This is a genomic window from Pantoea sp. RIT413, from assembly GCF_003057675.2.
Taxonomy (GTDB): domain Bacteria; phylum Pseudomonadota; class Gammaproteobacteria; order Enterobacterales; family Enterobacteriaceae; genus Pantoea; species Pantoea eucrina.
The window spans coordinates 33220-45736 of record NZ_QBJB02000013.1 but is presented as its reverse complement, the minus strand read 5'-3'; the positions used below and the strand labels follow the sequence as shown (position 1 = coordinate 45736).

9 protein-coding genes are annotated in these 12517 nt (G+C 61.0%); 1 reads left to right on the top strand and 8 read right to left on the bottom strand.

The features are described 5' to 3' along the window. Nucleotides 1-37 precede the first annotated feature (37 nt). The 7 genes from kdpD to DBY66_RS14615 form a co-directional block, all read right to left on the bottom strand. Nucleotides 38-2713: a two-component system sensor histidine kinase KdpD gene (kdpD, locus tag DBY66_RS14645; protein WP_108570168.1), complete on the bottom strand. Its 2676-nt coding sequence runs from the start codon at nucleotides 2711-2713 to the stop codon at nucleotides 38-40. A 638-nt stretch (nucleotides 2714-3351) separates the two neighbouring features. Next, complete coding sequence (kdpC, locus tag DBY66_RS14640) at nucleotides 3352-3924, bottom strand: potassium-transporting ATPase subunit KdpC (RefSeq protein ID WP_108570167.1); 573 nt, start codon at nucleotides 3922-3924, stop codon at nucleotides 3352-3354. Between the two features lie 11 nt (nucleotides 3925-3935). Then, on the bottom strand, nucleotides 3936-5984 hold the full coding sequence (kdpB, locus tag DBY66_RS14635; RefSeq protein WP_039381051.1) for a potassium-transporting ATPase subunit KdpB: 2049 nt from the start codon (nucleotides 5982-5984) through the stop codon (nucleotides 3936-3938). A 7-nt stretch (nucleotides 5985-5991) separates the two neighbouring features. Further along, nucleotides 5992-7671 (bottom strand): potassium-transporting ATPase subunit KdpA, encoded by a 1680-nt coding sequence (gene kdpA / locus DBY66_RS14630; RefSeq protein ID WP_108570166.1) that lies wholly within the window; start codon nucleotides 7669-7671, stop codon nucleotides 5992-5994. Then, nucleotides 7671-7760 carry a K(+)-transporting ATPase subunit F gene (gene kdpF / locus DBY66_RS14625; RefSeq protein WP_071669265.1) on the bottom strand — a complete coding sequence of 30 codons (90 nt, stop codon included), beginning with the start codon at nucleotides 7758-7760 and terminating at the stop codon, nucleotides 7671-7673. Before kdpF ends, kdpA begins: the two co-directional genes overlap by 1 nt. A gap of 108 nt (nucleotides 7761-7868) precedes the next feature. After that, nucleotides 7869-9032 (bottom strand): HD-GYP domain-containing protein, encoded by a 1164-nt coding sequence (locus DBY66_RS14620; protein ID WP_039381059.1) that lies wholly within the window; start codon nucleotides 9030-9032, stop codon nucleotides 7869-7871. 146 nt (nucleotides 9033-9178) lie between these two features. Next, on the bottom strand, nucleotides 9179-10573 hold the full coding sequence (locus DBY66_RS14615) for an MFS transporter (protein ID WP_039381061.1): 1395 nt from the start codon (nucleotides 10571-10573) through the stop codon (nucleotides 9179-9181). Between the two features lie 420 nt (nucleotides 10574-10993). On the opposite strand from DBY66_RS14615, the gene DBY66_RS14610 reads away from it, so the two are divergent. Then, entirely contained in the window at nucleotides 10994-11908 is a 915-nt protein-coding gene (locus DBY66_RS14610) for a sugar ABC transporter substrate-binding protein (protein ID WP_039381064.1), read from the top strand. 88 nt (nucleotides 11909-11996) lie between these two features. Here DBY66_RS14610 and DBY66_RS14605 read toward each other — a convergent pair whose 3' ends face one another. Beyond that, entirely contained in the window at nucleotides 11997-12497 is a 501-nt protein-coding gene (locus DBY66_RS14605) for a GNAT family N-acetyltransferase (RefSeq protein ID WP_071669262.1), read from the bottom strand. Nucleotides 12498-12517: the final 20 nt, after the last annotated feature.

Sequence of the window (12517 nt, the reverse complement as noted above, 5' to 3'; positions counted from 1 at the left end):
CAGCGAAGCTGCCGAGTATACCCGAACTTGTGTGAAGTTATTTAAGTGCGGCCTCGGAAATTTCCGGCGGCGCCGGGAGCGGGAGCGACAGACGAAACTCAGCGCCGCCGCTGGCACGGTTTTCCGCCCAGATGCGTCCGCGATGCGCTTCAGTGATGGTCTTGCTGATCGCCAGCCCCAGTCCGACCCCCGGTACGGCAGACTCTTTATCACCCCGGGCAAACTTTTCAAAAATCTGCGTCAGGCTGTCGCCCGCGATGCCCGGCCCGCTGTCCCAGACGCCAATCTCCAGCCTGCTGCCGTCGCGCCAGGCGCGAATACCGTGCTGCGCCGCGTTACCGGCATACTTCAGGCTGTTCTCAATCAGATTGGAAAATACCCGCTCCAGCATCGCGCTGTCGCCTTTAATCAGTACCAGCTCGGACGGCAGCGCCAGCTCAAACGCGTGGCCTTTAAGCATCGGCCCCATGCTGCGCAGCGCGCCATCGATCACCTCATCCAGCGCCACCCACTCTTCGCGCAGCTGCAGGCCGCCGGACTGAATGCGCGCCATATCCAGCATATTGCTGACCAGACGAATCGTGCTCAGCGTCTGTTCACGGATCTGGCCGGCCTGCGCGACAAACGGCGACTGCGCATGCGCCAGATCGAGCATCAGCATCTCTGCCTGACCAAACAGCACCGTCAGCGGCGTGCGTAAATCGTGTGACAGTGCCGATAGCAGCGCATTGCGCAGCTGCTCGCGCTCTGCTGCGAGGCGCGAAGCCGCTTCGCTCTGCGTCAGCGCCATGCGCTCCAGCGCGTTGGCGATCAGCACGGTAAACGTCTCCACCAGCCGTTGCTGCTCCGGGATCATCAGCTGGCGCAGGTTCTCCGGCTCAACCACCAGCAGACCCCGGCACTGCTGGCCGCTCTTCAGCGGAACAATCTGGTAGGGCACGGCCGGCAGCGTATCGGTGCCGGCGCCGGCAGGCTGACCTTTGCTGTAGCTCCATTTTGCGATTCCGGCATCGGGCGGCGTGCCGCGTAAGTCCGGTCCGGTTGCCTGCAGCTCCCCCTGCTCATCGGGCAGCAGCAGCTGACTGCGCGCCTGCAGCGTCACCTCAATCACCCGCTGTGCGGTAGCGGCAATATCCTGCGGCGTCAGCGCGCTGCCGAGCGATTTCGCCATTTCATAGAGATAGCGGGCGCGCTGCTCGCGATAGCGCGCCACCCTGGCCTGGTAGCGCACGCCGGCGGTGAGATTTCCTACGATCACGCCGACCGCTAGCATCACGCCAAAGGTGACCAGATACTGCAGGTCAGAGACGGCGACGGTGCCGGTGGGCGCGACAAACATCAGATCAAACGCGACGATATTGATCACGGTGGCAAACACCGAGGGCCAGCGCCCGTAGCGCAGTGCCACCAGCACGACCGACAGCAGATAGATCATGACGGCGTTGGCGCTATCGAACTCTGCAAGCAGGCCGCGTCCGATAAACGTCACCGCAAGGCAGAGCAGCAGCGCCATGATGCAGCCGCGCAGCCGCAGCCGCCACTTATCGCTGCTGACCGGTTTGCTGCTGGCCGCATGCAGCGCCGGGCGCAGCGGCTCATCCAGCGCCACGACCAGCAGATCGAGATCCGGCCCCAGCTCGCCGAGACGCTGGGCGAAGCTGTCGCGGCGGAAGCGCCGGTGCGGCTGGCGCCCGGCGACAATTTTGCCCAGATTATGCTCGCGTGCGTAGCGCAGCACCGCGCGTACTTCATCAGGATCGGCGAGCGTGGCCGTTTCCGCGCCCAGCTCCTGCGCCAGCTGCAGCGTACGCAGGATCGCCCGTCGCTGCGCCTCCGGCAGGCGATGCAGGCGCGGGGTTTCCACATAAACGGCGTGCCAGACGCTGCCGAGCCGCGCGGCCAGACGTGCGGCGGTTCGCACCAGCTTTTCACTGCCGGTATCATCACCAATACAGAGCAGAATCGCATCCCGCGTATGCCAGACGCGATCGCGTCCCTGCTGGTCACGCCAGGCGCGCATCTGATCGTCCACGCGATCGGCGGTGCGGCGCAGCGCCAGTTCACGCAGCGCAAACAGATTGCCTTTGCGGAAAAAGTTTTCAATCGCGCGCTCGGCCCGGTCGCCGACGTAGACTTTGCCCTCTTTCAGCCGCTGACGCAGATCGTCCGGCGGCAGGTCCACCAGCACCACCTCATCCGCGCTGTCAAAAAAGGGGTCGGGCACGGTTTCGCGCACCTGAATTCCGGTGATACCGGCCACTACGTCATTCAGGCTTTCAAGGTGCTGCACGTTAACCGTAGTGATGACATCAATGCCGGCATCAAGCAGCTCGTCAATATCCTGCCAGCGTTTGGGATGGCGCGCGCCCTGAACGTTGGTATGCGCCAGCTCATCCATCAGGATCACCGCCGGATGACGCGCCAGCGCCGCATCCAGATCGAACTCCGTATGGTGCGAGCGACCGGTGGTGCGACGCGGCAGCAGCGTCAGGCCATGCAGCAGCGCGGCGGTTTCTGCGCGATTGTGGGTTTCCACGATACCGGCCAGCACATCCAGCCCCTGCGCGCGCAGCCGCTGTGCCTCCTGCAGCATCGCAAAGGTTTTACCCACGCCGGCACAGGCACCAAAATAGATTTTCAGCTTGCCGCGGTGGCTGTCGCTGTGGCTGAGCAGCAGCGCATCGGGGTCCGGACGGGGCTGTTCGTCATTCATGTCGTTCAAATAGTGAGTTCCGTACGATCGGTGAAACGGTCGCCATAAATGGCGTTACGCGGTGGTCCGCACATTGAAACGGTCGCCATAAATGGCGTTACGCCGTGTTCCGCGCATCGAAACGGTCGCCATAAATGGCGACCCTACGTTGCAGGGGGCGCATTTATGCGCACCGGATGCGCCTCATCCCTGCAAATCATCCAGCGCCATATTGAGCCGCAGCACGCGCATCGAAACGGTCGCCATAAATGGCGACCCTACGTTGTAGGGTGCGCATTTATGCGCACCGGATGCACCTCATCCCTGCAAATCATCCAGCGCCATATTGAGCCGCAGCACGTGCATCAAAACGGTCGCCATAAATGGCGACCCTACGTTGTAGGGGCGCATTTATGCGCACCGGATGCACCACATCACTACAAATTATCCAGCGCCATATTGAGCCGCAGCACGTGCATCGAAACGGTCGCCATTAATGGCGACCCTACAACGTAGGGGGCGCATTTATGCGCACCGGATGCACCTTATCCCTGCTAATCATCCAGCGCCATATTGAGCCGTGGCCCGCGCATCGAAACGGTCGCCATTAATGGCGACCCTACAATGTAGGGGGCGCATTTATGCGCACCGAATGTGCCTCATCCCTGCAAATTATCCAGCGCCATATTGAGCCGCAGCACGTTCACCGTCTCTTCGCCGATAAACGGCAGCAGCGGACGCCCGGTGTTACGCGCAATCAGCGCCTCAACGTCTTTCAGCGTCATATTGCGCGCTGCCGCAATGCGCGGTGCCTGCCACAGCGCGGCTTCAGGAGAGATATCCGGATCCAGGCCGCTGCCTGAAGCGGTGACCAGCTCCACCGGCACCGCTGACGGCGCCTGCGGATTCGCCGCCCGCAGCGCGGCCACGCGCGCGGCGACGGCGCTGTCCAGCGCCGGGTTACTCCCGGCCAGGTTGCTGCCACCGGAAGCCTGCGCGTTATAAGGCCGCTCCGCCGTAGCCGATGGCCGACCCTGGAAATAGCCGGGCTGAGTGAACTGCTGCCCAATCAGCGCTGAGCCGCGCACGCTGCCCGCCTGCCTCAGCAGCGAACCGCTCGCCTGCTGCGGAAACCACCACTGTGCCAGCCCGGTGGTCAGCAGCGGATAGAGAGCACCGGTAAACAGCATCAGCACCATAAACAATACAACAGCCGGACGTAACTGACTCATCTCTCTTCTCCTTACACCAGGCCTGACAGCGTGAGCAGCAGGTCAATCGCTTTAATACCGATAAAAGGCACCACCAGCCCGCCCGCACCGTAAATCCACAGATTGCGTCGCAGCAGCGCTGCCGCGCTCACCGGCCGGTAACTCACCCCTTTCAGCGCCAGCGGAATAAGAAACACAATCACCAGTGCGTTGAAGATCACCGCCGACAGGATCGCGGAGGCGGGAGAGTGCAGCGCCATGATATTGAGCATACTGAGCTGCGGGTAGGTCACGGCAAACGCCGCCGGAATGATGGCAAAATATTTCGCCACGTCGTTGGCGATGCTAAAGGTGGTCAGCGACCCCCGCGTCATCAGCATCTGCTTACCGATATGCACCACCTCCAGCAGCTTGGTCGGATTCGAGTCGAGATCGACCATGTTCCCCGCCTCTTTCGCCGCCTGGGTGCCGGAGTTCATCGCCACCGCGACATCCGCCTGCGCCAGCGCAGGCGCATCGTTGGTGCCGTCGCCGGTCATCGCGACCAGCCGTCCTTCTGACTGATACTGACGGATCAGCGCCAGTTTAGCCTCCGGCGTCGCTTCTGACAGAAAGTCATCCACGCCCGCCTCTGCGGCGATAGCCGCTGCGGTCAGCGGGTTGTCGCCGGTGATCATCACGGTTTTAATGCCCATCCGGCGCAGTTCAGCAAAACGCTCTTTGATGCCGCCTTTGACAATGTCTTTCAACGCCACCACGCCCAGAACCTGCGCGCCTTCGGCTACCACCAGCGGCGTGCCGCCCGCGCGCGCGACCTCCTCAACCCGGGCGTTGACCTCCGCCGGAAAGCGTCCATTGCCGGCGTCGATATAGCGGCGCACGGCGTCCACGGCGCCTTTACGGATCAGCCGATCCTGCACGTTCACGCCGCTCATGCGGGTCTGAGCGGAAAAAGGGATAAAGCTGGCGCCCATTGCGCTGAGATCGCGTTCGCGCAGGTTAAACCGCTGCTTCGCCAGCACCACAATGCTGCGTCCTTCCGGCGTTTCATCTGCCAGAGAGGCGAGCTGTGCCGCATCCGCCAGCTGCTCTTCGCTGACGCCTGGCGCGGGCAGAAACTGCGTCGCCTGGCGATTACCGAGCGTGATGGTGCCGGTTTTATCCAGCAGCAGCACGTCAACGTCCCCTGCCGCCTCCACCGCGCGTCCGCTGGTGGCGATCACGTTTGCCCCCAGCATGCGGCTCATGCCCGCCACGCCAATGGCCGACAGCAGGCCACCAATCGTGGTGGGAATAAGACAGACCAGCAGCGCCACCAGTACCGTGACGCTGACCGGTGTACCGCCGTACGCGGAAAATGGCCACAGCGTGGCGGTCACCAGCAGAAATACGATGGTCAGTGAAACCAGCAGAATGGTCAGCGCGACCTCATTCGGGGTTTTACGACGTTTTGCGCCCTCCACCATGGCGATCATCCGATCGAGAAAGGTTTCGCCCGGATTGACGCTGCACCGGATCACCAGCCAGTCAGACAGAATGCGCGTGCCGCCGGTAACGGAAGCAAAATCACCGCCGGACTCGCGTATCACCGGCGCCGATTCGCCGGTAATGGCGCTCTCATCTACCGACGCGCCGCCCTCCAGTACATCGCCGTCGCACGGGATCACATCGCCCGCCTCAACCAGGACCACGTCACCTTTGCGCAGCGTATCCGCAGAGACTGGCTGCCATGCAGCACCATAGTGCGCTGCCGCAAGCTTCTTCGCCTCGCTGGTTTTCTTAATGCCTTTCAGGCTGTTGGCCTGCGCCTTGCTGCGCCCTTCCGCCAGCGCTTCTGCAAAGCTGGCGAACAGCACGGTTATCCAGAGCCAGAAGGCAATGGCGCCGGTAAAGCCGGCGCTGCCGCTCAGCCAGCCCGCCAGCATGCCGCCGGCCAGCAGCGACGTCAGCACGCTGCCCAGCCATACCAGAAACATCACCGGGTTGCGAAACTGCACGCGCGGATCGAGTTTTTTTACCGCATCCAGCAGCGCGGTGCGGGTCAGCTGCGCATCAAACAGCGCCAGTTGTTGACGACTCATGATTGCGTTATTCCTGAATCAGTTGCAGATGTTCCGCGACCGGCCCAAGCGCCAGCGCGGGAATAAAGGTCAGCGCACCCACCAGCAGCACGGTGCCTGTGAGCAGGCCGATAAACAACGGGCCGTGCGTCGGCAGCGTACCGTTACCCGCGGGCTGAACGTTTTTCGCCGCCAGCGATCCGGCAATCGCCATGACCGGAATAATGATGCCGAAGCGGCCAGCCAGCATGCAGACGCCGAGCAGCAGGTTCCAGAACGGCGTGTTGGCGCTGAGTCCGGCAAAAGCGCTGCCGTTGTTATTTGCCGCAGATGAGACCGCATAGAGTATTTCGCTGAATCCGTGAATGCCGGGGTTGGCCATCGCCGCGCGACCGGCATCGGTCATCAGCGCCAGTGCGGTACCCAGCAGCACCAGCGCGGGCGTGACCAGAATCGCCAGCGCGGTCATTTTCATCTCCCACACGTCGATTTTTTTACCGCGATACTCCGGCGTGCGCCCGATCATCAGCCCGGCGATAAACACCGCCAGCAGAACGAACAGCAGCATGCCGTACAGCCCTGCGCCCACGCCGCCGAATACCACTTCGCCCAGCTGCATCAGCCACATCGGCACCATGCCGCCCAGCGCGGTAAAGGAGTCATGCATTGCATTAACCGCGCCGCAGGAGGCTGCCGTGGTAATTACCGCGAACAGGCCCGAGTTGAGTATGCCGAAGCGCGTCTCCTTGCCCTCCATGTTGAGCGCGCTGTCAGCGCCCAGCGCCAGGAAATGCGGGTTGCCCCGTACCTCTGCCCACATCACCGCCGAGGCCGCGAGGACAAACAGAATACTCATGCTCCACAGCAGCATATGGCCCTGCCGGCGATCGTTCAGGTGCTGCCCGAACGTAAAGCAGAGCGACGCCGGGATCAGGAAAATGCTCAGCATCTGAACAAAGTTGGTCAGGGCGGTCGGATTCTCAAACGGGTGGGCAGAGTTCGCGTTAAAGAACCCACCGCCGTTGGTGCCGAGCATCTTGATGGCTTCCTGTGAGGCTACCGGACCGAGCGGCAGCGTCTGCTGTGCGCCCTCCAGCGTGGTGAGGGTATGATACGCCGCAAAGCTCTGGATGGTGCCCTGGCTGACATAAAACAGCGCAATCACCAGGCTGAGCGGCAGCAGGACGTAGAGCGTGATGCGCGTCAGGTCACGCCAGGCGTTGCCGAGCGTCGCCAGCGAGCGGTTAGCAAACCCGCGTATCAGGGCAAACGCTACGGCGATACCGGTTGCCGCAGAGAGAAAGTTTTGTACCGTCAGCCCCGCCATCTGGCTGAAGTAGCTCAGGCTGCTCTCACCGCCATACGCCTGCCAGTTGGTATTGGTGACAAAGCTTACCGCGGTGTTAAACGCCAGATCCCAGCTCAGGCCCGGCATCTGCTGCGGATTAAGCGGCAGCGCCCCCTGCAGCATCAGTATCGCCAGCAGCACCACGAAGCCTACGGCGTTAAACAGCAGCAGCGCCAGCAGATAGTGCTGCCAGCGCATCGCCGCTGTGCCGCTGCCCGTCAGCTGCCACAGCAGGTGCTCGGTGCGCGGCAGCAGCGGTTTATCCGCCACCAGCCGCGCCAGAAACCGACCCAGCGGCTGCGCCAGCGCCATCAGCACCAGCAGAAACAGCGCGATCAGTAAGAATGCATTCGCCGCCATCAGAATGCCTCCGCATTAAGCAGGGCATAAACCAGATAGCCCAGTAACAAAATCAGCAGCACAATGCCCGCTATTACGCCCACGCTCACAGCAACCTCCGGAGTAGTCAGTAGTGCGACAAGCATGCGCGGCGCGGCATAAAGAAGGGATAAAAAGGCGGAGGACGGGCGTAAAGAAAGTATAAATATGGCGTAAAATTAAGCGCTTTCCAGCGCCCAGACGCGGTTAAGGTCGATGTTCTGCCACAGCGACCCCTCTTCAGCACCGGTAATGCTGTCGGTACAGAAGCTGTCGCCTAAATCGACAATTTCCGGTTTCACTTCGCGCCGGGCATGCAGCGACCAGAAGACGTGCAGTTTAGGCTTCAGCAGCGATTTTTCACCCGCCTGCACCACCAGCGCGACCCGTCCCGACGCCAGACGTACCAGCGATCCGACCGGATAGATGCCAATCGACCGTACAAAACTGTGCAGCAGCGCGGGATCGAAATGGCCGCGCCAGCTCAGCATATTGTGCATCGCTTCTGCAGGCGTCCAGCCTTTACGGTAGGGACGATGCGAGGTGAGCGCGTCATAGACATCACAGACGGAGGCCATGCGGGCATAGAGCGTGATCTCCTCGCCGCGCAGGCCGTGCGGGTAGCCGCTGCCGTCAAATTTTTCGTGATGATGCAGCGCCACATCCAGCAGATCGTAGCCCGCATCCGCCTCCATCAACATCTGCGCGCCAACAATCGGGTGTTCACGCATGACCGCGAACTCATCGTCGCTCAGCTTGCCGGGCTTATTGAGGATCGCCAGCGGCACGGCCGCTTTGCCGACGTCGTGCAGCAGGCCAGCCATGCCTGCGCGACGCAGCCGGTCGGCCTCCAGCCCCAGTTTCTTCCCGAGCGAGATCATCAGCCCGCACACCGCCATGGAGTGCAGATAGGTGTAGTCATCGTGATTTTTCAGGCGCGCCACGCTGAGCAGCGCTGAAGGCTCACGCGCAATCGATCCCGCTATCTGATCAACCAGATCGAGCGTGAAGCTGAGATCGAGGCGCTGCCCCATACGGGCCTCATTAAACATCGCCAGCACGCGCGGCTTGCCCTGGGCGAAAATCTGCTGCGCCTGATCCAGCTCGCGGAAAAAGGCACTCTCCGCAACCGGCGCTCTGACGGGCTGGCTGTGCGGGATCGGCACCGACTTATCGAGATCGATCCAGACCTGGCGGATCCCTTCACTGCGGATCATGGCGATCTGGCGGCGGTCAGTGATCAGCATAAGGTTGCGAATGCGCCGATCTTTCAGCCACCAGACCTCAAGTTTGTGGATAAACATGCCCTCTTGCAGTTCGTCCACGGAAATCAGCTTTATCACACGTACTCTCCTGACTCGCTGTGGATGGTCAGGAGGGGTATCGGCAGCTGATCAAAAAATCTTCAGAGGCGTTTTGTGCGGCTGTGAGCCCGCCGGTAAAGCGCACATTTTCCCGCGGGTGCCCTTTACCGGTGGCGGTGAACAGACTACCGGCTCAGAGCGCCTTCGCCCTGCTCACGGCGCGGCGTGCGCGTCTGGCCCGCAGGCGTCTGGCTCTCTGCGCGCTGAATCGGCCCCATCACCAGCAGAAACAGCAGGGCCGCGATAATACAGTGCGCGCCAACAAACAGCAGGCCGACGCTGTAGCTGCCGGTCAGGCCGACGATAATGCCAAACAGCAGCGGCGTGATGAAGCCAGCCATATTGCCGATACCGTTGAAGATGGCACCCGCCAGCCCTACCGCCTCTTTTGGCGCGGTATCGCTGACAATGGTCCAGGTGCCCGCCCCCGCCGCCACGCCCTTGCCGAAGAACGCGAAAGACATGATAGCGATAATACCGGCGTTGCTCGGGATCACCGCGGCCAGCGTCAGCGAAGCCGCCATCACCATACCGGCGATAAACGGCCCCTTGCGCGCCCAGGAGAGGCTCCAGCCGCGCGCCAGCAGCCTGTCAGAGAGGAAACCGCCGCTGATGCCGCCAAGAAATCCAAACAGCGCCGGCGCAATGGTGGCAAAACCGGCATCCATGATATTCATGCCGCGCGCCTGAACCAGATAGATAGGGAACCAGGTAATGAAGAAGTAGCTGAGTGCAATCGTGCAGTACTGCCCCAGATAGGCGCACCACAGCATGCGGCTGCTGAGCAGCAGTTTAAACATGCGTTTATCGACCGGAGGACGGGCTTTCAGCGTCTCTGCGGCATCAATATCCACCAGCGCACCGCCCTGCTCAATGTAGTCCAGCTCGCTTTTTGTCACGCGCGGATGTTGACGCGGCGTGTGCATCCACGCCATCCAGCCAAACACGGCCAGAATGCCGATGGTGCCCAGCACGAAGAACGGCCACTCCCAGCCAAACCGCATGACCAGCCAGCCTGAGATGGGCGAAAAAATGGCGACGGCAAAATATTGCGCCGAGGCAAACAGCGATGAGGCGCGGCCGCGTTCGGCTCCGGGAAACCACATAATGACCGCGCGGGCGTTGGCGGGAAAGCTCGGCGCTTCTATCAGCCCCAGCGCAAAACGCAGCGCAAACATCAGCGTCAGCGTCATGGTTACGCCGGCGGAGAACTCACCGACAAAGCCCATCAGCAGCGTGGAGACCGACCAGAGCACCAGCGTCGCGCCGTAGACTTTTTTGGTGCCAAAGCGGTCGAGCAGCAGGCCGCCGGGGATCTGACCAATCACGTAAGCCCAGCTGAAGGCGGAGAGGATCAGGCCAAGCTGGATCGCTGAAAGACCAAACTCCTCTTTGATTGCGGAACCGGAGATCGACAGGATCGAACGGTCAGCATAGGCCACCACCGACAGAAACAGGATCAGACACAGGATCCAGAGGCGCACACGGCTGGTTTCACTGCGGGTTTGACGTTGCAACATAGGCTCAGTTCCTTGAAAGGGGAAGCGTCCTGTCGCGATGCGACAGGGATCAGCAATACCGCGCAATCTTTACTGTTCAGCAACTATAGAAAGCGGGCTGGTGCACGGTCATTGTGCGGTTGCAGGGATCGGCAGGTTAAAAACGGTCCCGCTTTCAGCGTTTGGCACAATGCCGCGTGCTGTGCCGCACAGATTGCCGATCTTTCTCCGGTGAACGCCGCAGAGTGTGCGCCAGGCGAAAGAAAAGGCGGCTGGCACTGGCTATGTGCGGACCGATCTGTGCTCCCGGCAGCAAAACGCGCACCGGCAGATTGTCAGGCTTGCGCGCCGATCGTAGTCTCAAATGGTTGCAAAAGGTCATTTTTAATTTTACTGAAATATTTGTTCCACCCTCTCTTCTCTCATGCTCTGGAGTACGCAATGAAAACAGTAAAAGCGGTGCTGCTGGTGGGATTGCTTTCGGCTTCTGCGTCGTCGCTGGCGGATAAAATCGGCGTGTCGATGGCCTACTTTGATCAGAACTTTTTAACCATCATCCGCCAGTCGATCGATAAAGAGGCGAAAGCGCGCGGGCTGGCGGTGCAGTTTGAAGATGCACGCGGCGATGTCGGCCGTCAGACCGATCAGGTACAGAGTTTTATCGGCGCGGGCGTGGATGCCATCATTGTCGATCCGGTGGACTCGGCCAGCACGCCGCAGCTGACCCGTCTGGCACAGCAGGCAAAAATTCCGCTGGTGTATGTGAACCGTACGCCGGGCGATAAAACGCTGCCGCCGGGAGTGGTGTTCGTGGGCTCGGATGAGCGTGAGTCGGGCACGCTGCAGATGGAAGCGCTGGCTAAAATGGCTGATTACAAAGGCAATGTGGCGATTATGATCGGCAATCTCACTGATGCCGGTGCCCTGCAGCGCACGAAAGATGTGGAGCAGGTGGTAGCAAAATATCCCGGCATGAAAGTGGTGCAGAAACAGCCGGCTAACTATGCGCGCAACGAAGGCATGGATTTAATGCTTAACTGGCTTGGCAACGGCGAGACGATTGATATTGTCGCGGCGAACAACGATGAGATGGCGATTGGCGCAGCCATGGCGCTGGCAAAAAGCAACAAAAAGCTGCTGATTGGCGGCATTGACGCCACGCCGGATGGTCTGCAGGCGCTGGCGCAGGATAAAATTCAGGTCACCGTATTTCAGGACGCCATCGGCCAGGGCAAAACGTCCGTTGAGGTCGCGCAAAAGCTGATTGCCGGTGAAAAAGTCGCTTCTCACGTCTGGATCCCGTTTGAGCTGGTCACCAAAGAGAATATGCAGAACTACGTTAAAAAGAGCCAGTAGCCCCGCCTGAGAACGCAGCAGAGCCGCACGGTGCGGCGGCTCTGCTGTCAGCTCTTCTTTTCGTGCGCTTCAGAAGGCGCGCGCAGCGTCACTGCGGGTCGCGCAGTTTCGCCATCACCACAATATCGTGATAGTCGCCATCGCGCAGGCACGCTTTGCGCTTTACGCCCTCATGCTCAAAGCCCAGACGCGTATAGAGGCGCAGCGCGCGCGCGTTGTCATGAAACGCTTCCAGCTCCACGCGGATAATCCCCATCCAGTTAAAGGCGTAGTCGAGCCCGGTGCGGATTAGCTGCTCACCGATGCCGCGTCCGGCAAACGCCGGATCAACGCTGATGCCAAAGCTCAGGCTGTGGCGGGTGCGCAGCCGCTGTTCGGTAAACAGCGTCAGTTCGCCCACCAGCTGCCCCTCCAGCTCAGCGACAAACGCGATATAGCCTTCAGCGTCCATGCGCTCAAATTTTTTCTCCCACGTGGCCACGCTGGGAAAGGGCAGCTGCGTGGTCCAGCGATATACCTCTGGCTGACTGTAGAGACGCTGGTAAGCCGCGGCATCGCGCGGTTCGCGGCCGCGAATCTTTATCTCCATATCCGTGATCTCCATCTGAT

Excerpts from the sequence above, each read along its gene's own strand:
- kdpD (WP_108570168.1), bottom strand. The coding sequence starts at position 2,713 with ATGAATGACGAACAGCCCCGTCCGGACCCCGATGCGCTGCTGCTCAGC.
- kdpC (WP_108570167.1), bottom strand. The coding sequence starts at position 3,924 with ATGAGTCAGTTACGTCCGGCTGTTGTATTGTTTATGGTGCTGATGCTG.
- kdpB (WP_039381051.1), bottom strand. The coding sequence starts at position 5,984 with ATGAGTCGTCAACAACTGGCGCTGTTTGATGCGCAGCTGACCCGCACC.
- kdpA (WP_108570166.1), bottom strand. The coding sequence starts at position 7,671 with ATGGCGGCGAATGCATTCTTACTGATCGCGCTGTTTCTGCTGGTGCTG.
- DBY66_RS14615 (WP_039381061.1), bottom strand. The coding sequence starts at position 10,573 with ATGTTGCAACGTCAAACCCGCAGTGAAACCAGCCGTGTGCGCCTCTGG.
- DBY66_RS14610 (WP_039381064.1), top strand. The coding sequence starts at position 10,994 with ATGAAAACAGTAAAAGCGGTGCTGCTGGTGGGATTGCTTTCGGCTTCT.
- DBY66_RS14605 (WP_071669262.1), bottom strand. The coding sequence starts at position 12,497 with ATGGAGATAAAGATTCGCGGCCGCGAACCGCGCGATGCCGCGGCTTAC.